Here is a 20,403-nt window from a genome sequence, read left to right as displayed (position 1 = left end):
ACAATTTTGTGACGGGCGGTCGCGAGGCATTTTTGCTTAAATGATGACGGCTGTTCATTTTGACTGCTGATACTTATCTGGGTGCGCAATGACGCCTGAACTACTGCAGAAATGATTCAACCAACTAAGCAGCTATCCAGGTGATTGGAACGGCAGAAGCATGATTCCCCTATCGGAAGATAATTAATGCTATGATAATCGTACTGAAATATTTATTAAAAATAATATGGGAGTGGATAGACGATGCAAATTACAATTTTTGGTAAGGGTAATATGGGACAAGCTATTGGGCACAACTTTGAAGCAGCTGGTCAAACGGTGACTTATTACAGTTCTAAAGATCAAGCGACGACATTTGGTGACCTGATCGTAATGGCAGTGCCATACCCAGCCCTAGCAGCCCTTGCAAAGCAGTATGCGACTGAATTGAAGGGTAAAATCGTCATTGATATTACGAATCCATTGAACTTTGATACTTGGGACAGCCTGGTGGTGCCTGCCGATAGTTCTGCGGCGCAGGAGCTGCAGAAGCAATTGCCTGACAGCAAGGTGCTCAAAGCGTTCAACACGACCTTCGCTGCCACCTTGCAAAGTGGACAGGTCAATGGCAAAGAACCCACGACCGTGCTAGTTGCCGGTGATGATGACGATGCCAAACACCAATTAGCACAAGCGTTAGCCGGAAGCCCGCTACAAGTCAAGGACGCCGGTAAGCTCAAGCGCGCTCGTGAATTGGAAGCAGTTGGCTTCTTGCAGATGACGTTAGCAGCTAGTGAACAAATTGGCTGGGACGGCGGCTTTGCGGTCATCAAGTAGCATCAGCGACGACTAGGTTGAACGGTGTTGGACGTGCTAAATCAGCCGTTCAGCTTTGGGCACGTGGTCTAAATGGTCTTTGAATTTGATCTTTGGCGATTATCTCAAAGGCTGACCGTTGATTTTTGAGGATGAAACAGGTAGTGGAACGGTAATCCGGACTTAGCTACCTGTTTTTTGATACTCAAAATGGTGGCATAATTGGTGCACTAGCCATGAATATGAGGCAAACATGGTATTAGATACAACAAGTCGTGTTCAGTTTGAACTATCGGGTGACTGAACAAAGCCACGGCACAACTGAACAAAACTGAACAGCCGGCAGCTTGCTGCTTTAAGCGAATTAGGACAGTTTTCAGATCAAGTAGTGGTATCATTGAGCATGAGAATAAAGAAGAAATGGGGTCATGAGTATGCCAATCGTTTTAATGGCGCAGGCAACGAAACCAGAGCAACGGCAACAGTTGCAGGAACAGTATCCGGGGTGGCAATTTAAGGATGCCGACGCGATAACGCCAGCGGACTATGATGAAGTGGAAGTGTTGTACGGCAATCACCCGCTACTCAAGACATTATTAGCGCGGCCCACCAATCAGCTGAAATTCGTGCAAGTGATTTCGGCTGGTGTGGACTACCTGCCACTGAAAGATCTACAAGCGGCGGGTGTCCTGGTTGCGAACACCAGCGGCATTCATGCGGATGCCATCAGTGAATCCGTTTTGGCAGCGATGCTAACAGTCGTTCGTGGCTACCATGCGGCCTGGTTGAATCAACAAGGGCAGCGTGCTTGGCAATTACCAATGACGACTTCGACATTGACTGGCCAACAGTTATTGATATATGGGACTGGTCAAATTGGGCAATCCTTGGCAGCTAAGGCCAGTGCACTGGGTATGCATGTGATTGGCGTGAATACGACCGGTCATCCAGCTGAACATTTTCATGAAACGGTTGCTTTTACGGCGACGGAACCAGTGTTGGCGACGGCTAATTTTATCGTTAACGCCTTGCCATTGACGCCGACGACGCATCACCTATTTAATGCCGCGCTCTTTGCACAGACGAAACAGGCGCCTATGTTGATCAATATTGGTCGTGGACCCGCAGTCGATACGACTGATTTAATGGCGGCCTTGGACCAGCACCAGTTAAGCATGGCGGCCCTTGATGTGACGGAACCCGAACCATTACCGGCGGATCATCCGCTCTGGCAACGCGATGACGTGTTGATTACACCACATATTTCCGGCCAGATTGCCCATTTTCGTGCGACAGTCTTTCCAATTTTTGCCGCAAACTTTGCGCAGTTCGTTAAGGATGGCACGCTTGTCCGCAACCAAGTTGATCTTGACCGTGGTTATTAGCCCAGTTATTGCTGGCTAGCCAGACGCAGGGTCATTACTGAACGGCGTGTTCAGTTTGAATGAAAAATGCAAAAAATCCGATAATACGCAATTCATTATTGAAATGCGCGTTATCGGATTTTTGAGCTTAAATAAGTCAGTGTTCAGATTCCTTGAAATTTTCAGCGGTACGGTCATTGGGACCCTGCCCAATTGCGAGAATGAAGACGGTGCTAATGATGAGTATGCTGCCAAGAATGTCGAGCCAGCCAAAGCTGACGCCCAGTAAAACGACGGCAATGACGGTCGCTGACAGTGGCTCGAAAGCATCAAGCAAACTCACGACGGTTGGGCGGATGTATTGCAGACTTTGCAGGAAGAATAGAAAGGCTAGCAACGTTCCGAACAAAATAACAAAGACCAGTTTGCTGATGTTCAGTGCCGTCAACGGTATATGGATCGACCAGACTGGTTGAACGAGGTTAAATAGAATCCCGCCCAGTAGCATCGACCAGGTATTGACGGTCATCGGATCGTATTTGGTAAGTAGCTTGGTCGGCAATAAAGTATTAGTTGCCGAGGAGACCCCGGATAACAGTCCCCAAATCAAGGCCCAGACGGAGATGACCAGTGTGCCAGGATTGCCGTGGGTCACTAGTAAAAATGACCCTAATAAGGCGCAAATAATGGCAAGTCCCTCGGCGCGGGTCGGCAATTGACGGTGCGCCACTAACATCCAGAGGGCGATGAATACTGGTCCCATGAACTGTAAAATGGTTCCCGTAGCGGCGTTACTCGCTTCAACCGCCAAGAAATACGTGAACTGTACTGGCATCAGCCCGAGCAACGTGTAAGCTGCGATTTGTAGCAAGTCACGGGGCTGTCGCCAAATTGACCACAAATCAACGTGCGTCACTAAACTGACGAGGAACAACGCAATTCCGGCTCCCAGCATGCGAATCCCAGTGAGCCAAATTGAGTTAATATCGGTCGTGTCGAAAAGGGTTTGCGCCACGGCACCAGAGACGCCCCAAAAAGTCACGCTGATACTGGCCAGAAAAATCCCCTTAAATTCCCGACTGAACTGCATGATATACCGCCTCCCTGTATCAATCACTTAACTTCCATTGTACATGATTTTACCCTGAAAAGGGGCGGGGGAGTTTAGTTGTTCAGGAATTAGCATGCCGCTAGCAACTAAACGCGCGTGTTCAGCATGTCGCCAACTGCAGGGCGGTTCTAGATTTTGGGTGGTCTGTTCACCAATGCAGGTCATCAACGAATTAAGGACGACCAGTCTCACAACATCCAAACAAAACGGCTTCCCGATACTTACACGGCATTGATCATCGTGCGCAAGTATTAGGAAGCCAAAGTAATCGAACCCTATTAATCACCAACAACCATTAGTCGCCAGCAACTATCAGTCACCGACAATCATTAATAATTGACCATCGTTAGGATCTGGGTATCAGCGGTAATCGGGCCCTATTAGCGACGTTTGACGCCCTGACGACAGCTTAGGCGCTCGCTTGTTCTGTAGCTGAAGTTGTCGCCGTTGCATCTGCTTGTTCAGTCTTTTGTTCAGTCTTTTCAGCGGCTTGACGCGTCGTTTCAGCCAAGTGGACGAGGTGAGTTAGGAATGCGTGGGTTTTAGCCTGATACTGGTGCTTTTGGCCTAATTTAACTAAGTAGCCGTTGATGTAATCCACTTCGGTTGGCCGGTTGTGCGACATATCTTGGTACATCGATGGGTAGTGGAGCGGATTGGCGACTTTACTGACGTAGTTGACCGAGGCTAATTCTTCAGCCCGCGTATTGAGCATCGTAATGCCGTCGCGTTCACAGACATCGTACGCTTCATCGATGAGCTGGCGGCTGAGTTCATCGGCACCAGGATAAGCGGCAAATTCGCCCATCGTGATTTCGAATAACGTGCAGAGGGTGTTGACTACGGAATTGAAGACGACTTTAGCCAAGAGGGTGCCGCGGAAATTAGTCGTTAAGTTCGGATGAAACTGACATTTGTCCAATTCAGCAATGATTTTGTGAGTCATCTCGTCTGGTTGTTCCGTATAATTAGCCAGATTCATCGTGCCAGCACCACGCGCACCAATAAAGTCGACGTCGCCAGGGCCGTTTAAGACCGTTGCGACTAATGCGGTTCCTGCTAATAATTTGTCAGGCTTGAAGTATTGTAATAATTTTTCAACGTGTCCCATGCCGTTCATACAAGTGAGGACGTACTGTTCGTCGTTGAATGCGTGGGCGGTGCGAGTCAAAAAGTCGGCAAGCTGCATCTGTTTAGTGAAAACGACCCAGACATCCGGATTATCATGATAGTCTTCTGGTGTCGAGACTTTGACGGGAACTAAGTGGCGATTTTGATGGTCGCGGGAGACGTACACGCCACCTTGCCGATGAATTTGATCCACATTTTTCTGCCAGGTATCCACAAAATCGACCTGATTGCCTGCTTCTTGTAATAACACACCGTAACGTAATCCCATGGCGCCTGCGCCGAGTACTGTAAAATGCATATGTATGACCATCCTTTAATATGATTTAATTAATAAATGAAAAATAAAACGTCCGACAGACTCGTAAGCCTGCCGGACGCAAACGCGTGTTACCACCGGTATTCATCAGCAATTCACATTCCTGACCTTCAGCACATCGCTGTCAATGTGCGACACGGTAATGAGTGTCAAACCAGCACGAGTTACTTCGATTCACTCGCACGCTCACAGTTGATGTTCATTGTCCGTTGACAGGTCTGCTTACACCATCTCAGACTCGCTTGGGCTGCATAACGGCAATTACTGGACTGTTCAAAGTTTTTATCATCGTTTATTAATTGTTCTTTAATTTAGTGGTTTGGCGGTAGAAAGTCAAGTGATGGTGGAAAGACTTTGGGATATTAGGTCATAGGTGGGAAAATAGGAACCATCCTGGCATCTAAACTTAAGATTATTTAGTCAGTTGAATCAGTCGCAAACCAAAAATGTTGGTATTTAAGGATGCGTGTTGGCATTTCTAGCCCGAGCAGCCTGCCGGAATGGTGCAAAAGGGAAAATTGGGCGTGAATCATGGTGTCAGGTAAGACGTGTTGGTGCGTCGGCAATGAATGAATCTGCTGTCTTAATCATGAAAATGCGGTATGTTCAGTAATTTTGAAAGCGATTTCCATTCTGTGAAAGAATAGCGTACAATTGTAAGTGTAAATTACGTAGGAGGAGTCACTTATGCCAAAATATTTAGTTTTTATGGATATTGACGGGACGCTCTTGACTGAACATCAATACGTTTCAGAGCGGACCAGAGCGACGATTGAACGCTTACAGAAGCAGGACGTGCTATTTTATATTGCCACGGGGCGGATGTATGAATTGGCTAAAATCGTCCGTAACAAACTCAATCCGGATGTGCGGTTGGTTACCTCGAATGGGGCGGTCTTTGACGGTGCTCAGGGTCGTGAGCTGACTAAACTGGGGGGCGCTGCCGTAGAGTTGGCCTATCTGATTGCGCGGCGTGATAATTTGCCAATGATGTTATTTACACCTGATATGGCTTATTACACCGAACAGATTCCGCGGTTTGTTGCTCGGAACGCGGCCAATTTTGATGCGGATGAAGTTTCAATCGGCTATGAAGAAGTTAAGAGTTTTACACAATTGGCAACCATCGAGGACCAAATCACGAATGGCGTAATCCTCAGTCGCGAGGATATGTCACGTTTAGATTCTGCACGTGAAAAGTTGACCAACAGTAAGTTATTGCGGTTGTCGTCATCTAATCCGAATAACATTGAAATGATTCCGCTCAACACGGATAAGGGGACGGCCGTTAAACAAATCCAACGGGAACAGCACGTTGATGCCGCCCATACCTTCGTCTTTGGCGATGGGTTAAATGACGTGGGCATGATGGCCGAAGCAGATTTATCAGTCGCGATGGGCAACGCGTTACCACAAGTGAAAACCATTGCAAACTACGTGACGGATACCAACTATAACGATGGGTTGGCGCTGTTCTTAGAACGCTATTTTGCCGAGCATCCGTTAGCAGACGTTAAGTAAAGATAGTTTACAATCGGCCGGTTAGTGACCTAGTCGCAATGATTGATAGCGTCAAACGACATTCAAGGCGATCTCCAGAAATATCCCCGGAGGTCGCCTTTTTGTGGTAAGATTAATATTTCACAAAGACTCAAGTAGTGTTGTTTGACATTTGCGTCAAATTTGGCACACTTAGTAATGAAGTGTTTTTAGGAAGTGATAACTGTTGAAAATTGAAATTTTACCGACGACCACCGCGGAGATTCCGCTAGCCATTTTGTCGATGACCAACCTTGATAACCGTGAGCTGAACCCGGCAATTGAAAAGCAATTAACGACTCAGCAGATTCCTGTCGCGCAACCACAGAGTGCCTTAGCCGACCTGATTCAAGTGATTCATGCGCATCATCCGGTGGCCATCAACGCGTGGGATATGAATGCGCTGGGCACTGATGAAGTGCAGCTACAAGTGACGGCACAGGGGGCTCAGCTTGCCACGACGAGCGCGTTAGCACCCAATCTTGATAGTAAGAGTAGTCGAATTCTGGTCGTGATTGGTGATACGACGGACAGTGCGGAATCGGTGCACGCGACTGGTCAAGAACTCCAACGTAAAATCAAGGCCTTCTTCGGCATTCAAGCTCGGTTACAATTCCCAAGTTGTACTGCGGAACCGGTCAGTCTAGAAACGACTAGGCCCGCTTCTTAGGGGTAACGTTGATGTCGATTAAGTCAAACTGACGATCTTGGTAGTCGACGCGACTTACGCTGGTGTTTTTGAGCAAGCGTGTCGGCAGTTCACCAGGACTGATTTGATATAAGAAGGCACTTAGGACGAGTCCGTGCGAGACGATTAAAATGTTCTTATCGTGGTCGCCATGTTGTGATTCGTATAAACAGATGCGTCGCAGGGTGCGACTGATCCGGTCCGTAACACCGACGAGGGTCTCAGCTGCCCGTGTCTGGTCAAGAGAATTGAAGACCCAGAGCAGCGTCGCAAACCGTTCACGGCTCAGCATGAGCTTGATGAAGGTCCCAATGCCCAATTGTTTGCGGACTTGCTTAACGATCCACATGTTACGGGTGCCTTCTAGTCCACCAAAATTAAATTCGCGTAAGCCGACGTCGATCGTCGGCTTTTTAATTTCGGGATGGTGCGCCAGAATAATGCGACTGGTTTGTTGGGCTCGACCTAGATCACTCGTATAGGCGGCGTCAAAATGGGTATCGGCGAGCATCCGTGCCAACCGTTCCGCATCGCGCACGCCGTTATGTGTCAATTCTGAATCGTAAATGCCTTGTAGGCGGCCGGCCGCGTTGAGTTTTGTTTGGCCATGTCGAACTAAGTATAAGTGAATCGTTGCCATTGCTGACCCTCCCTTGCAGTTTGATGAACATAATCCAATTGTAAGGCCTGGCCTAAGATTCAACAAGCCTTTAATTGTTAATGGAAACTTTATTTTGATACAAGCCGTGTACCAAACAAGCGATAAAGCTGTTGGCCCTGTCTTGACAACCTTTTGATTTCAAATCTAACGCGGCAGGTAACAAACATATTGTGTGAGTCAATTTGTCACGAATTATGATTAAAAATGCTAAGTTGGATTGCTGTTCGTCAGCGGAAGCGCGCCCTATTCCGACCTCCGGGGCTGGCTGACAACGCTGGAACAGGGCGGACATCGATTTGAACTCACGCAGAACCCCACTGCGCAATTTCAAATACGAGTCTTCTTCTAGCCCGGGAAAACCGCCCGGACAAGAAGAATTTCGCCCTTGAGCATTGTCAGCCAGCCCCTACAGTCGGGAAGCCGTTCGAATGGCGGATGAACGGCCACCTATTTGGGTGCAATTGAACGTTGAACATTAGGTGACTGGTTCTTCGGGCGAGCTTATAAGCGGCATTGATGATGACTTCTGGTATTTAATTACTGAGAAAATCACCTGAATATTATTCACTCATCTTAATGCCACTAATTTCAATGGTAAGTAATCTTGTATTTGTTCGATAAAATTACCTTCGCTTAGAAGCCGAGATTTCGCTATCTCAAACTACTAGAGAAACTCATTGAAGTTGCTTATCTGACAGCATGTGTAAGGAGCCTTAGCTATCATTAAAACCCAGTCTGACAGTTGAATGTAAAAATGACTGTGTACCAAGGAACCAACGACAAATCCAACAAAATGTTGGTCCGCACATGTCTGCCTTTCGAATACCATCCCGGCTGGAAGGTGTTTCTGACAATGCTCAGCGATGAAATTCCACTTAGCAAGCGTTGTGTGCTTGGTTAGTGGAAGGCCAGTATTTAAGACGTGGGTTTCGGCTTAAATCTGTGTCCATCGCGTTCCAGCGTTGTCATAAATGCCTGGAAGCCAAACTAGGAAGCATCCACCACAGCAAGTTTACGGTAACTCGCACTGTTTCCAGCGGGTCTCAGCTGGCTGTCTTTGAACTTAAGAACTGGCATTTCAATCATGATTCATGCCAGAAAATAACGGCGATCATCATACATATAGTGATCAGCTAAAACAAAAGACGTCCCAAATAAGGGACGTCTTAAGCTTATTGATTATTCCAATCTTCATTCAGAACTTGCTTTTTTTCCTGCTTGAGAATCTTCATCATTTTGCGACGGGCAACGAAGAACGGAATGCCGATATGTGCGAGGTTGCTCCGGAAGCGCCAACGGTAATGGTAAGTCCGATCCGGTACGTATTCGGAGGACTGTACGTAGTTGGCGTAGCGGAAGGCAAACAGTTGGTCTTCCAGAAAGTTGATATCTTCGTTGAAGGTCAGGTGGTGGGTGGTAATAATCTCGCGAATGAATGCTTTATTCCACGAAAAACCGCCGACGGTCCCAAAATTGATGTTGGCAATCAAATCTTTTTGACTGTAAGTTTTAGCGGGACTAGGAACAGCTAAGTAACCATAGTGCCCACAGACAACGAGTTGCGTATTCGGGGCTGCTTGATAGGCGGCTAGGAAGGTGGCCAGAAAATCTGGTTCGACCCAGTCGTCGCCGTCAACAAAACAAAGGTACTTGCCCTTGGCAGCAGCCATACCGGAATTACGAGCTGCGGAGACGCCCCGGTTAGTCGTGTGGGTAATCACGTGGAACCGGTCATCACCTTTGATTAACGCGGCAATTTGTTCGCCAGTGTCGTCAGTCGAGCAATCGTCAACCACATAGACTTCGAAGTCGGTCAGGGTTTGGCGTTGCAGACTAGTCAAGCAGCTGTCTATAAATTTATGCTGGTTGTAAGCTGGTACAACCACTGAAAAAAGGGGTGCTGACACGCTAATTCCTCCATCGTAAATTTGAATACTATTACTAGTATACCCATAAATTGTGATGAATTTGTAGTCAAATCCCCTTTTTTAGCCATAAATTAATTATTTGCCAAATTGGTGGTATGGAAATAGAGCGCTAAGTCGGGATAAACGAAGACGGTGTGTGAGAAATCAAGCAATCCATTATTTTTATAATAATTGGATGAATCGAGGGCCAAATAAGTATCACCGTGCCCGAGGTCCATCAGCTCGGCCTCTTCCTTACTCAAGTTGGTGAGAGACAGGTAGTCATCACTATTGGCGATGCCGATGCCGTATGCTTCGTTGATGAAATCCCATATCGAGCTATTGACGGCCTCCGTGGAGAGGTAGGGGACGACCGAACGTAGATAGTACGCTTTTTCCAGGCAGTAGAGTTGGTCGTGCCAGTAGCGCAGACGAATGATGCGGTACAGTTCTTCGTCGATTGGAATTCCAAGTTGGTGACTCAATGCACTGTCACCCTTGACGGTATCAAAGGTGAGCACTTTGGACTTCAGGTTGCGCGGATGCAGATTACTATTGAAGAGTGAGCGAGCCGACAAGTTGACGACCGTTTTATGTTGTAACTGGATATTGGTAATGTAATAGCCACTCCCTTGAACCCGGCGGAGTAAGCCCTGTTGGTAGATTAAATCGATGGCTTTACGAATCGTATTCCGACTCGCATGGTAGCGTTCCATTAATTGTGCTTCGGTGGGTAATTTGACAGTAAAAACACCGTCTTGAATGGCGGCGACGAGCTTGGTCGCAATCTCACGATACATAGAAACCACTTCTTTCAAAGTTAATGTCATAGTTTAATTTGTGGGTACAAATTAAATAAATTGAAGATATCTGATTAATAACGCTTGTCAAATTTGTACCCATGACTTATAATTCTAATTGTAATGAAAGCGGTTTATTAAAGCAACCGCTGTAACATATAAATTTAAAACGATCTAGGAGCGTGTTTATTATGGCTGAAAGAACAATTATGTTGGTATGTGCCGCTGGGATGTCAACGTCATTATTAGTATCCAAGATGCAAAAGGCTGCTGAAGCAGAAGGTATCGATGCAGATATTTTTGCAACCGCTGCCAGTGACGCCGATGCTAAGTTGGCTGAAAAGAATCCTGACATTTTAATGCTTGGACCACAAGTTCGTTACATGTTAAGTGATTTCCAGAAGCGCGTGGATATTCCAGTTGAAGTAATCAACATGCAAGACTACGGGATGATGAACGGCGAAAAAGTTTTGAAGGAAGCCGAAGCATCAATTGCAAAAGCTAACTAATCAATGAATTATCGATGCGACCATGCCACGGTAGTTTTACCGGGCGTGGTGGCATTTTGATTGTCACGCACACGAAAAAAACGCTAAAAGGATGAGGGCAATGGCAGAAGAACAAACTAAAGAAGTTGAAGCAAGTCTTGAAACTATCATGGGACTGATCGTTAATGGTGGTAATGCAAAGAGTTCCGCTTTCGAAGCAATTAAAGCTGCTAAGGAAGGCGATTTTGAAACTGCGGATGCGAAGTTGAAGGAAGCCGATAACTTCTTGACGGAAGCACACAATTCACAAACTTCGATGCTGACCGCAGAAGCACAGGGTGAACATACCCACGTCTCATTATTACTCGTACATTCACAAGATCATATCATGAATGCCATTACTTTCCGGGATTTAGCTGGTGAAGTCGTGGACGTTTATCGTCGCTTAGCTGCTGACGAAGCAAAGTAATTAATTAATTGGAGCCTAGGCAAATACCTGCTGGTGTTGGTCTGGGCTTGTTTTTTCATTCATGCCGTAGTCAAAGATGATGACGGGTGCTTAACGCGTGGACGTGGCGGTTACGCGGCCAATGTTTGTTAAGCTTACGAAGACTGTAACTCAGGCTAACTGAGCAGCATTAATGGAGGGAATTAGTTCATGACAAAAGGATACAAAATGCCGAAAGATTTTCTGTGGGGTGGCGCGGTCGCGGCCCATCAATTAGAGGGTGGCTGGCAAGCTGGCGGTAAAGGGGTCAGCATTGCTGATGTCATGACGGCCGGGCGCAATGGCGTTCCCCGCAAGGTCACGGATGGCGTCAAGGAAGGGGAAATCTACCCGAACCATTGGGGCAATGACTTCTACCACCGTTATCCAGAAGATGACCAATTATTTGCCGAAATGGGCTTTAAATGTTTCCGGACATCGATTGCCTGGACCCGAATCTTCCCGAATGGTGATGAAGCTGAGCCAAATGAAGCAGGGTTGAAATTCTATGACGACTTATTTGATGACTTGCTATCACACGGCATTCAGCCGGTCGTGACGCTATCCCACTTTGAAATGCCTTATCACCTCGTTAAGGCGTATGGTGGCTTTAGCAATCGGAAGATGATCGACTTCTTCTTGCACTTTGCGAAGGTCGTATTTGAACGTTATCAAGATAAGGTCAAGTATTGGATGACCTTTAATGAAATCAATAATCAGACGGCGTGGAGCGACCCCCATCCGTTATTACAAAACTCCGGGTTACAACTCGGTAAGGATGACAACTGGGAACAAGCGATGTATCAAGCTGCCCACTATGAACTCGTGGCGAGCGCGCTGGCCGTTCAGGCGGGACATGCGATTAATCCGGACTTCCAGATTGGTTGTATGGTGGCGATGTGCCCAATCTATCCACTGACGGCCAAACCAGCGGATATCATGATGGCCGAACGGGCAATGCAGAAACGTTACTGGTTCGGCGATGTCCACTGCTTAGGCGAGTATCCAAAGTGGTTACCGAAGTATTTTGAACGTAAAGGCTTTGATATGGATATTACGGCGGCTGATTTGGCAACGTTAAAAGCCGGCACGGTCGATTACGTTGGCTTCAGCTACTACATGTCGTTTGTGACCAAGGGCCATGATGGTGACTCGGACTACGACTTCAAGGAACCGGATGATTTTGTTGACAATCCGTACGTTGAAAAGTCGGACTGGGGCTGGCAGATCGACCCAACTGGGCTGCGCTACGCGATGAACTGGATGCAGGATCGTTGGCACTTGCCACAATTCATCGTTGAAAATGGTTTTGGTGCATATGATAAGAAGGAAGCCGATGGCAGTGTCCATGACGATTATCGTATCAGCTACTTCCGTGATCACATTTTAGCGATGGAAGAAGCGGTTGCCTTAGACGGCGTCGACCTCATTGGTTACACGCCATGGGGCTGCATTGATTTGGTCTCGGCAAGTACCGGTGAAATGGCCAAACGCTATGGTTTCATCTACGTTGACGCGGATGACGATGGCCATGGTAGTTTTGACCGCTCGAAGAAGGACTCCTTTGACTGGTTCCAGAAGGTCATTGCGAGTGATGGTGAAGATTTATAGCGAAAGGATGAAGTAGTATGGCAGAGACAAGTGGATTACGTTCGGACTTTTTATGGGGTGGCGCGGTTGCCGCCCATCAATTAGAAGGCGGTTGGCAAGCTGGCGGTAAAGGGGTCAGTGTCGCTGACGTCATGACCGCTGGTGCCAATGGGGTGCCACGTGAAATTACTGATGGCGTGATTGCCGGTAAAAATTATCCCAACCATGAAGGCATTGATTTTTATCATCACTATAAGGAAGATATTAAGTTATTTGCCGAAATGGGCTTTAAGTGTTTCCGGACATCGATTGCCTGGACGCGGATTTTCCCGAATGGCGACGAAACGGAACCAAATGAGGAAGGTTTGAAGTTTTACGACGACATGTTTGATACTTGTCACCAGTACGGCATCGAACCGGTCATCACCTTAGCGCACTTCGAAATGCCATACCACTTAGTCAAAGAATACGGTGGTTGGCGTTCGCGCAAGGTCATCGACTTCTTTGTACACTACGCTGAAACGGTCTTCAAGCGTTACAAGAACAAAGTGAAGTACTGGATGACGTTTAACGAAATCAACAATCAAACGAACTATACCAATCAATTCTTGATGGCAACTGATTCCGGCTTGGTCCTCAAACCAGATGACCCTGATGCAGAAGCTTTGATGTATCAAGCCGCCCATTACGAAGTGGTTGCGAGTGCCTTGGCAGTTAAAATTGGGCATGCGATCAACCCAGATTTCCAGATTGGGAACATGATCAACATGACGCCAATTTACCCAGCAACGGCTAAGCCACAAGATATCATGCAAGCTGAAAAAGCCATGCAACGGCGCTACTGGTTTGCGGATGTGCAATCATGGGGCTACTATCCAAATAACATGGAAGCCTACTTCAAGCGGACTGGCTTCCGGCCTGACATCACGGCGGAAGACCGGCAAGTCTTGAAGGAAGGCACCGTGGATTATATTGGGTTCAGTTACTACAACTCCAACACGGTCGCTGCTCAAGATGACAACCCAGATTATCGTTATGTCGGTCCAGAAGCGGTCGATAATCCATATCTGAAGACGAGTGAATGGGATTGGCCAATTGACCCAGAAGGCCTACGCTATTCCTTGAACTGGTTGCAAGACCGTTACAACAAGCCAATGATGATCGTTGAAAACGGGCTGGGTGCTCGCGATAAGGTCGAAGCCGATGGCAGTATCCACGATCCATACCGGATTGACTATCTACGCGCGCACATCAGTGAGATGATCAAAGCGGTCAATGAAGACGGTGTCGACCTGATTGGCTACACGCCATGGGGTTGCATTGACTTGGTCTCCGCTGGGACTGGTCAGATGTCGAAACGTTACGGCTTCATTTACGTCGACAAAGACGATGAAGGCCAGGGGACACTAGACCGTTCCAAGAAGGACTCATTCTACTGGTATCAAAAAGTCATCCGGACTAACGGTGCAGACTTGAAATAGGGTTCTCGGATGCGATGTACCGGTTATACTCAACTGAGCAGTTAGTTTACTAAAGTTAACAATGAATCAGCAAACGGTATTTAAAGCGAATGGGCTTTGAACGCCGTTTTTGAATTTGGGATTAAAAAGGATTAAGTACATGCCAATTTCTCGTTCAAAGAAAGCCAGCTAAGACCCGCTGGAAACAAAGCAAGTTAGTATAAAATTGCAGTGATAGACACATCCTACTACGGCTTCCAGGCATTCTGGACAATGGCCGTGACGTAGTGGACACAGATTTAAGCCGACAAACCACGTCTTAAATACTGGTCTTTCATGTTAACTGTGATATGGATAAAATGTGCTCGAGTCAGACTGGGACTTCCGGTTAGCTACGCCAGAACGCCAAGCGGAAGTTCACCGCTTAACGCTCCAGCTAGGCTAATCCTCAGTCCAAACCTGTCTGAACCTCACAGGCTGAAAGACACTGGGCCTTGCCCAGAATACCTCCATCCGGGATGGTATTCGGAAGGCAAATATATGCGAACTCAATATTTGATGGACTGATCGCTAAGTTTGAATTAACAGTCGTTTTGACATTCAACGTAAGCCTAGTTATTGGTAATATTTTAGCTACTTGCCCATATTTTGAGACTATGAATCATGAGCATCGGCGAACATTGGTGAATTTTCTCACGTCAACTCAGATACTAGAGCCTTGAATTTTACATGAATGGTAATTTTATCGTCTGTTCGTAAGCCTAAGAATCATACAATAATCATTAGGCAGTCTTGCCAGAGTACGAATACTATAGATGTTGATTCGCAGTTCGCATGAAGGGCCAGTCGCTTAATGTTCAGCGGTCAATTGCACCCAGATAGGTGGCCGTTCATCTGCCATTCGAGTGGCTTCCCGACTGTAGGGGCTGGCTGACAATGCTCAGTAGCCAAATTATTCTTAGTCGGAAGTGGTCTTCTTCCGGCTTAGAATAAGACTCGTATTTGAAATTGCGCAGTGATTTTCTGCGTGAGTTCAAATCGACGTCGGCTTACGTTCCAGCAATTGTCAGCCTGCCCTGGAAGTCGGAATAGGAAGCTCACCGGCTGACGAACAGGAATCCACTAACTAGCACAATGTGTATACGGTCATTCCTTTTGCAGGCTTCCCCGCATGTTGGGTCGCTCAACCAACAATTCAGGTGAATTTGGCGCCAAGGATTGTTAAAGCGGGCTAAGTGTGGTTAAATGATGAACGAAAGTGGTGTCATGTTATCTAACATGAATCAATTAAACGAAAAGGACCTGAAAGTATGGATACAACGGTAATGATTGAAAAGCACCCACAGATCAAGGATTTAATGGCAGAACAGCCGATTGTTTGGCGTAACCCGGATTATGGCGAATCGGCTGAGTTGCCATTGACGCGGGCAGATATTTTTGATGCGGTGGTGCGCTGGGAGCGTTTTGCGCCCTTCTTAGCCGTCGCTTTTCCAGAAACAGCAGCGATGAATGGCGTGATTGAATCGCCACTACTGAAGCTCCAGCATATGCAACCGGCGTGGGAGGCCATTAATCATCAATCTTTGGCAGGGCAATTGTATCTCAAGGCGGACAGTCAGTTACCGATTTCAGGGTCGATCAAGTCACGCGGTGGCATTTATGAAGTGCTGAAATTCGCCGAACAGGTCGCCATGACGCATACGGATTTAACGTACATGGACGATTATAGCGTACTGGCCACGCCCAAGTATCATGACTTGTTCGCACAATATGGTGTGATTGTAGCGTCGACTGGTAATTTAGCACTCAGCGTGGGTATCATGGCCGCAACCTTTGGCTTTAAAACGACGGTGTACATGTCACACGACGCTCGGCAGTGGAAGAAAGATAAGTTACGTGCTAATGGCATCACAGTTGAAGAACTGAACACGGACTTTTCCAGTGTGATTCCAGTCGCACGAGCGGCGGCAGCTAAGGATCCGCATACCCATTTTGTCGATGATGAGGGCTCTCGGGACTTGTTCTTAGCCTATGCGGTGGCCGGTGTGCGTTTGCAGCACCAATTAAAGACGCAGGGCATTCCGTTAGACGACCAACATCCAGTCGTCGTTTATCTGCCAGCCGGCGTCGGTGGTAGTCCGAGTGGCGTGGCGTTCGGGCTGAAGATGATCATGGGCGACGCCATCTATCCGGTCTTTTGCGAACCGACCCACGTGCCATCCGTCACCCTGGGCATGATGACCAAGCTCAATGAAAAAATCGCTGTTCAGGATATCGGTTTAGATGGCTTGACGGCAGCGGATGGACTCGCGGTTAGTCGCCCATCCCGGTTAGCGGGCAAAATCATGCGGACCTTACTATTAGGAACCGCCACCTTTGAAGACAATGAGCTTTATAAGTATTTGACTAAGTTGTTGGACACGGAGCAAGTGATGGTCGAACCATCTGCAACCGCTGGGTTTACCGCCATCGCACCCATCACTAATCAGTTTCCTGAACTCGCTGGCAAAAATGTGACTCACATCGTCTGGGCAACCGGTGGCGACATGATGCCGGAATCCGAACGGCAATTGGATTATGATCTAGGACGGAAATTGTTGTTGGCGGTTGAGGGCGAGTAGGTAGTTCGTTATTACATGAAGATAGTAGAAACTAAATCGGCGGACAACATGTATTAATAATGTGCCTGTTAATAGAGATGTATTGAGACGCAGTAATCAAACGATGCTACGTCTTTTTTGTTGTGTAAGAATAGATTGAAACAATTAAGCTAATAATTTGAACTCAGTGGTCGTAAAATGTTGGCTTAATGGTGAATGCGCTTTCATCTATGATGTATTTGTAAACAAAAGCAAGTCACATTATACGAGGAGTGTCATTTTATGAATAATTGGATTAATTTAACTGGTCGCGTCTACGTGGTAACGGGTGGATCATCTGGTATTGGTGCAGCCATTGTGACGGAATTGTTGAATAACGAAGCAATTGTCTATGATGCTGATTTGAATCAGCCAGAATTAAATCATCCTAATTTACATTTTGTTGAAACGGATGTTACGAATCAGGATGCGGTGACATCACTAGTAAAACAGGTCGTCACGGATCAAGGTAAGCTCGATGGCTTGGTCAATAATGCCGGGATTAATTTACCACGGCTGTTGGCAGACGCGCAAGAACCGTTTGGAAAATATGAGTTTACCCAACAAGATTTTCAAAAAATGTTTGCGGTAAATGTGCAAAGCGTCTTTCTGATGTCACAAGCGGCAACGCATCAATTTGAGAAGCAACAGTATGGTGTCATCGTAAATATGTCCTCCGAAGCGGGACTTGAAGGTTCTCAGGGTCAAAGTGTATACTCTGCAACTAAGGGGGCCATTAATGGTTTCACGCGTTCATGGGCAAAAGAATTAGGTGAGCATCATATCAGAGTTGTTGGTGTGGCACCAGGTATCATGGAAGCAACGGGATTGCGCACCTCAAGTTATGAAGAAGCGCTGGCCTATACTCGGCACAAGACAGTGGCTGATATTCGGGCCGGCTACAAGAGTACAACAACGACGCCATTAGGACGTAGCGGCAAATTATCTGAAGTTGCAGATGCAGTTAATTACTTATTATCAGATCGGGCCAGCTACATTACGGGCGTTACAATCAATGTTGCGGGTGGAAAGAGCCGCGGCTAGAATAGCGTGGTGATAAAATGAACAGACAGAATTTTGAAATGCTAAATTTTTTTATCAATAATGATGCATTAACGCTCAGAGAAATTCGCAATCAGTTCGCGCTTTCGCGGTCAACAATCATTAAGAATGTTCGTGATATTAACGAGTATTTGAATGGGATTGCCAAAATAAATATGAACGGGTCAAAGTTTTATCTGATCATTAACAATTATGCCGAAGTCGCAAAAATTCAAACCTTCTTTTTGAAGCGTGATTTGGATTTTAATGATCCAGATAAGCGGCAGGTGACCATTTTAAAAGAATTAATCAAACACTTATCAAACTATCTTGTGATTGACGATTTGGCGGATTCTTTGGCGGTTAGTCATGGAACATTGACCAATGACCTGAAAGAATTGAAAGCTAAACTAACGCCGTATGGTATTACGATTCAGGCCAAAACTAATCGGGGTATCCGGTTGGCGGCTGCTCGCGATTATGAATTAGCTGCTGTGACCAGAAATTTGGTTGGTAAGTACTATGAATTGGAGTTGACTTGGAAACAACAAACTGATGTGAAATTGGTTAACCTGATCAAGCAGCTTGATGCGAGTGACAATACGGTTAGTATGATTAAACGAAATATTGCGGTGGTCAAGTGGTTACAACAATACGATATCCGTATTGATGATCAGATCAAACATTATACGGTGGTCGTTAATGATTCACAAACCCAACCGCTTCGTGAATTAGTAACGACGATTGTCGGACAGCCACTGACGACTACTGAGTGGGCCTTTATCGCTTATCCGCTTAGTATTAAGAAGCTGGGGATTGATGATCCACAATTAATTACAAGCGGTCTCAGTCAAATAGGCACACTAATGCAAGCTATTTTTCCAAAAATAAAGGCTCATCTCGACGTTCAGCTAGATTTTCAACGATTATTGACCGAATTGCAATATCATTTACTGTTCTTAATCAATCGCGCGGTCTTCCATGTGGAAACTGAAAATTTCATTTCTAATGATATGCTGAATAAATATCCAGTTGCTGCTGAACTGGCTAGTGAGACTGTGGCCGCTTTATCGACGCGATTACAGTTACAAATTAAGCAACAAGAAGTCGGTTATCTAGCCGTCTACTTCCAAATGGAACTGGAAGAATATATGACGACACCAATTATTCATCGCATTGCGTTAGTGAAGCCTTTCAGTGAGAGCATGAAAAAGTTCTTGAGTGAGCAGTTGACTACCATTGTTGATGAAGACTTACAAATTGATGTTTTTAACTCTGAAGAAGCCTTACGGAAGAGCCCTGAAAAATATTTGCTGATTTTCTCCAATCAATTGATTACCGAAAATGAGTTGATCCAGCGTGCGCCGGTCATTCACTTTAATTCAATCCTTAATCAGGGGATTCTCAGACAGCGATTGCAGATTTCGTTGGTTGCAGATGCCATCAGTCAAGGATTATGTCAGTTCACAGTGACGCATTTTAACAAGGCAATCAAGTATATGAATGCCGTTGAACAACTCATTGAGACCGAAATTGATAAAGGCCAATTGCTGCATTCTTTTATTGCCGATTGGAAAGCTCGAGAGCGTAAGTCGAGTAACATTTTCGGTGATGGGGTTGCTTTACCACATGTTATTGATAACTCGGGCTTGAAACGAATTCTAGTGACAGTGGGACTATTTAAGATGCCAACGAGTTTTGATGGTCAGAAGGTTAGGGTTGTCTTTTTAGTCGCAATTCCGAAGCAACTGGATGCAAATTTGAGTCGCGTGTTGTCCCAAGTTTATGATTTAATAAGAAGTATTGCAGCGAATGGCAATATTTATAATAATTTGAAGAATTATGATAGTACGCGCTCAATTATTCAGTTAATGGAGGCAATATAATGTTAATTTATTTCGGGATATTATTAGTTGGGGCATTTTTATTGCAGGGATTGTTAGGATTACATCAAATTAATAGTTTTTCACGAACTTTTCACCACCTGCGAACCTTAGCACCGGTCGCAATTGGTAAAAAGCCCAAAAAGTTTCGTTCTGGCACATTAATCTTAATTGCTGTGAACTCACAAGGGACCATTTTGGAAGCGCAGATGATGAAGGGTGTGACTATTTTTGCCACGTTCAAAGAGATTAAATCTCTGAAAAATCAGAATTTAGCAGAAGTTGCGGCATCCTATTCAACATTACGTGAATTTGATAAATTGACCCGCGCTTGTATCTTAGATGCCTATAAGAATTTCATCAACTACCGGACGAAGCAATTGGCGCCAAGTGAATTCGATTCGTCAATCAAGATTTGGAGCCTACCAATGGTTGAAAAAGCGAAGTCGATTTTTTATAAACTGACGATGGCTCGTCGGCATAAACAAATGAATGATTGAGGT

At 46.0% G+C, this 20,403-nt stretch carries 17 protein-coding genes; 12 read left to right on the top strand and 5 right to left on the bottom strand.

Annotated elements, in window-relative coordinates:
* The first annotated feature begins 243 nt into the window (after positions 1 to 243).
* Both KGF65_RS02565 and KGF65_RS02560 read left to right on the top strand, forming a co-directional pair.
* Positions 244 to 816, top strand: coding sequence for an NADPH-dependent F420 reductase (locus tag KGF65_RS02565; RefSeq protein WP_050337669.1), 573 nt, complete (start codon positions 244 to 246; stop codon positions 814 to 816).
* 413 nt (positions 817 to 1,229) lie between these two features.
* Positions 1,230 to 2,180, top strand: a complete 951-nt coding sequence (locus KGF65_RS02560) for a phosphoglycerate dehydrogenase (RefSeq protein WP_101873014.1) — start codon at positions 1,230 to 1,232, stop codon at positions 2,178 to 2,180.
* Between the two features lie 136 nt (positions 2,181 to 2,316).
* On the opposite strand, the gene KGF65_RS02555 is transcribed toward KGF65_RS02560, so the two are convergent.
* Both KGF65_RS02555 and KGF65_RS02550 read right to left on the bottom strand, forming a co-directional pair.
* Positions 2,317 to 3,249: a DMT family transporter gene (locus KGF65_RS02555; RefSeq protein WP_216747974.1), complete on the bottom strand. Its 933-nt coding sequence runs from the start codon at positions 3,247 to 3,249 to the stop codon at positions 2,317 to 2,319.
* 430 nt (positions 3,250 to 3,679) lie between these two features.
* Entirely contained in the window at positions 3,680 to 4,699 is a 1,020-nt protein-coding gene (locus KGF65_RS02550; protein WP_216747973.1) for a ketopantoate reductase family protein, read from the bottom strand.
* Between the two features lie 705 nt (positions 4,700 to 5,404).
* Here KGF65_RS02550 and KGF65_RS02545 point away from each other — a divergent pair.
* Positions 5,405 to 6,238: an HAD family hydrolase gene (locus KGF65_RS02545; RefSeq protein ID WP_088770865.1), complete on the top strand. Its 834-nt coding sequence runs from the start codon at positions 5,405 to 5,407 to the stop codon at positions 6,236 to 6,238.
* Positions 6,239 to 6,443: 205 nt separating this feature from the next.
* Complete coding sequence (locus tag KGF65_RS02540; RefSeq protein WP_216747972.1) at positions 6,444 to 6,926, top strand: hypothetical protein; 483 nt, start codon at positions 6,444 to 6,446, stop codon at positions 6,924 to 6,926.
* Here the strand turns inward: KGF65_RS02540 and KGF65_RS02535 are convergent.
* From KGF65_RS02535 to KGF65_RS02525, 3 genes are all read right to left on the bottom strand, one after another.
* Positions 6,910 to 7,584 carry a histidine phosphatase family protein gene (locus KGF65_RS02535; RefSeq protein WP_050337660.1) on the bottom strand — a complete coding sequence of 225 codons (675 nt, stop codon included), beginning with the start codon at positions 7,582 to 7,584 and terminating at the stop codon, positions 6,910 to 6,912. The genes KGF65_RS02540 and KGF65_RS02535 overlap by 17 nt on opposite strands.
* A gap of 1,193 nt (positions 7,585 to 8,777) precedes the next feature.
* Positions 8,778 to 9,512, bottom strand: a complete 735-nt coding sequence (locus KGF65_RS02530) for a glycosyltransferase family A protein (protein ID WP_050337658.1) — start codon at positions 9,510 to 9,512, stop codon at positions 8,778 to 8,780.
* Between the two features lie 92 nt (positions 9,513 to 9,604).
* Positions 9,605 to 10,312 carry a GntR family transcriptional regulator gene (locus KGF65_RS02525; protein ID WP_050337656.1) on the bottom strand — a complete coding sequence of 236 codons (708 nt, stop codon included), beginning with the start codon at positions 10,310 to 10,312 and terminating at the stop codon, positions 9,605 to 9,607.
* A 191-nt stretch (positions 10,313 to 10,503) separates the two neighbouring features.
* On the opposite strand from KGF65_RS02525, the gene KGF65_RS02520 reads away from it, so the two are divergent.
* From KGF65_RS02520 to KGF65_RS02485, 8 genes are all read left to right on the top strand, one after another.
* Positions 10,504 to 10,821 carry a PTS sugar transporter subunit IIB gene (locus KGF65_RS02520; RefSeq protein ID WP_003639490.1) on the top strand — a complete coding sequence of 106 codons (318 nt, stop codon included), beginning with the start codon at positions 10,504 to 10,506 and terminating at the stop codon, positions 10,819 to 10,821.
* A 100-nt stretch (positions 10,822 to 10,921) separates the two neighbouring features.
* Complete coding sequence (locus KGF65_RS02515) at positions 10,922 to 11,269, top strand: PTS lactose/cellobiose transporter subunit IIA (RefSeq protein ID WP_003639489.1); 348 nt, start codon at positions 10,922 to 10,924, stop codon at positions 11,267 to 11,269.
* A gap of 189 nt (positions 11,270 to 11,458) precedes the next feature.
* Entirely contained in the window at positions 11,459 to 12,898 is a 1,440-nt protein-coding gene (locus tag KGF65_RS02510) for a 6-phospho-beta-glucosidase (protein WP_101873018.1), read from the top strand.
* Positions 12,899 to 12,915: 17 nt separating this feature from the next.
* The gene (locus tag KGF65_RS02505) at positions 12,916 to 14,358 is read left to right on the top strand and encodes a 6-phospho-beta-glucosidase (RefSeq protein WP_101873019.1); all 1,443 of its coding nucleotides are present in this window, start codon (positions 12,916 to 12,918) and stop codon (positions 14,356 to 14,358) included.
* A gap of 1,289 nt (positions 14,359 to 15,647) precedes the next feature.
* Complete coding sequence (locus KGF65_RS02500) at positions 15,648 to 16,958, top strand: D-serine ammonia-lyase (protein ID WP_216747971.1); 1,311 nt, start codon at positions 15,648 to 15,650, stop codon at positions 16,956 to 16,958.
* A gap of 261 nt (positions 16,959 to 17,219) precedes the next feature.
* Positions 17,220 to 18,020, top strand: a complete 801-nt coding sequence (locus KGF65_RS02495; protein WP_050337647.1) for an SDR family oxidoreductase — start codon at positions 17,220 to 17,222, stop codon at positions 18,018 to 18,020.
* Positions 18,021 to 18,058: 38 nt separating this feature from the next.
* Complete coding sequence (locus tag KGF65_RS02490) at positions 18,059 to 19,903, top strand: PTS sugar transporter subunit IIA (RefSeq protein WP_253954348.1); 1,845 nt, start codon at positions 18,059 to 18,061, stop codon at positions 19,901 to 19,903.
* Positions 19,903 to 20,400, top strand: coding sequence for a transcriptional regulator GutM (locus tag KGF65_RS02485; RefSeq protein ID WP_050339746.1), 498 nt, complete (start codon positions 19,903 to 19,905; stop codon positions 20,398 to 20,400). Before KGF65_RS02490 ends, KGF65_RS02485 begins: the two co-directional genes overlap by 1 nt.
* The last annotated feature ends 3 nt before the right edge of the window (positions 20,401 to 20,403 follow it).

It is taken from the genome of Lactiplantibacillus sp. 30.2.29, assembly GCF_018991255.1.
Lineage (GTDB): Bacteria > Bacillota > Bacilli > Lactobacillales > Lactobacillaceae > Lactiplantibacillus > Lactiplantibacillus pentosus.
The sequence above is the reverse complement of the archived record's forward strand: the minus strand, read 5'-3'. Positions and strand labels throughout refer to the sequence as shown.

What these genes read in the sequence shown, in the direction of transcription:
- KGF65_RS02565 (WP_050337669.1), top strand. Translation starts at nt 244, where the DNA reads ATGCAAATTACAATTTTTGGTAAGGGTAATATGGGACAAGCTATTGGG.
- KGF65_RS02560 (WP_101873014.1), top strand. Translation starts at nt 1,230, where the DNA reads ATGCCAATCGTTTTAATGGCGCAGGCAACGAAACCAGAGCAACGGCAA.
- KGF65_RS02555 (WP_216747974.1), bottom strand. Translation starts at nt 3,249, where the DNA reads ATGCAGTTCAGTCGGGAATTTAAGGGGATTTTTCTGGCCAGTATCAGC.
- KGF65_RS02550 (WP_216747973.1), bottom strand. Translation starts at nt 4,699, where the DNA reads ATGCATTTTACAGTACTCGGCGCAGGCGCCATGGGATTACGTTACGGT.
- KGF65_RS02545 (WP_088770865.1), top strand. Translation starts at nt 5,405, where the DNA reads ATGCCAAAATATTTAGTTTTTATGGATATTGACGGGACGCTCTTGACT.
- KGF65_RS02535 (WP_050337660.1), bottom strand. Translation starts at nt 7,584, where the DNA reads ATGGCAACGATTCACTTATACTTAGTTCGACATGGCCAAACAAAACTC.
- KGF65_RS02525 (WP_050337656.1), bottom strand. Translation starts at nt 10,312, where the DNA reads ATGTATCGTGAGATTGCGACCAAGCTCGTCGCCGCCATTCAAGACGGT.
- KGF65_RS02520 (WP_003639490.1), top strand. Translation starts at nt 10,504, where the DNA reads ATGGCTGAAAGAACAATTATGTTGGTATGTGCCGCTGGGATGTCAACG.
- KGF65_RS02515 (WP_003639489.1), top strand. Translation starts at nt 10,922, where the DNA reads ATGGCAGAAGAACAAACTAAAGAAGTTGAAGCAAGTCTTGAAACTATC.
- KGF65_RS02510 (WP_101873018.1), top strand. Translation starts at nt 11,459, where the DNA reads ATGACAAAAGGATACAAAATGCCGAAAGATTTTCTGTGGGGTGGCGCG.
- KGF65_RS02505 (WP_101873019.1), top strand. Translation starts at nt 12,916, where the DNA reads ATGGCAGAGACAAGTGGATTACGTTCGGACTTTTTATGGGGTGGCGCG.
- KGF65_RS02500 (WP_216747971.1), top strand. Translation starts at nt 15,648, where the DNA reads ATGGATACAACGGTAATGATTGAAAAGCACCCACAGATCAAGGATTTA.
- KGF65_RS02495 (WP_050337647.1), top strand. Translation starts at nt 17,220, where the DNA reads ATGAATAATTGGATTAATTTAACTGGTCGCGTCTACGTGGTAACGGGT.
- KGF65_RS02490 (WP_253954348.1), top strand. Translation starts at nt 18,059, where the DNA reads ATGCTAAATTTTTTTATCAATAATGATGCATTAACGCTCAGAGAAATT.
- KGF65_RS02485 (WP_050339746.1), top strand. Translation starts at nt 19,903, where the DNA reads ATGTTAATTTATTTCGGGATATTATTAGTTGGGGCATTTTTATTGCAG.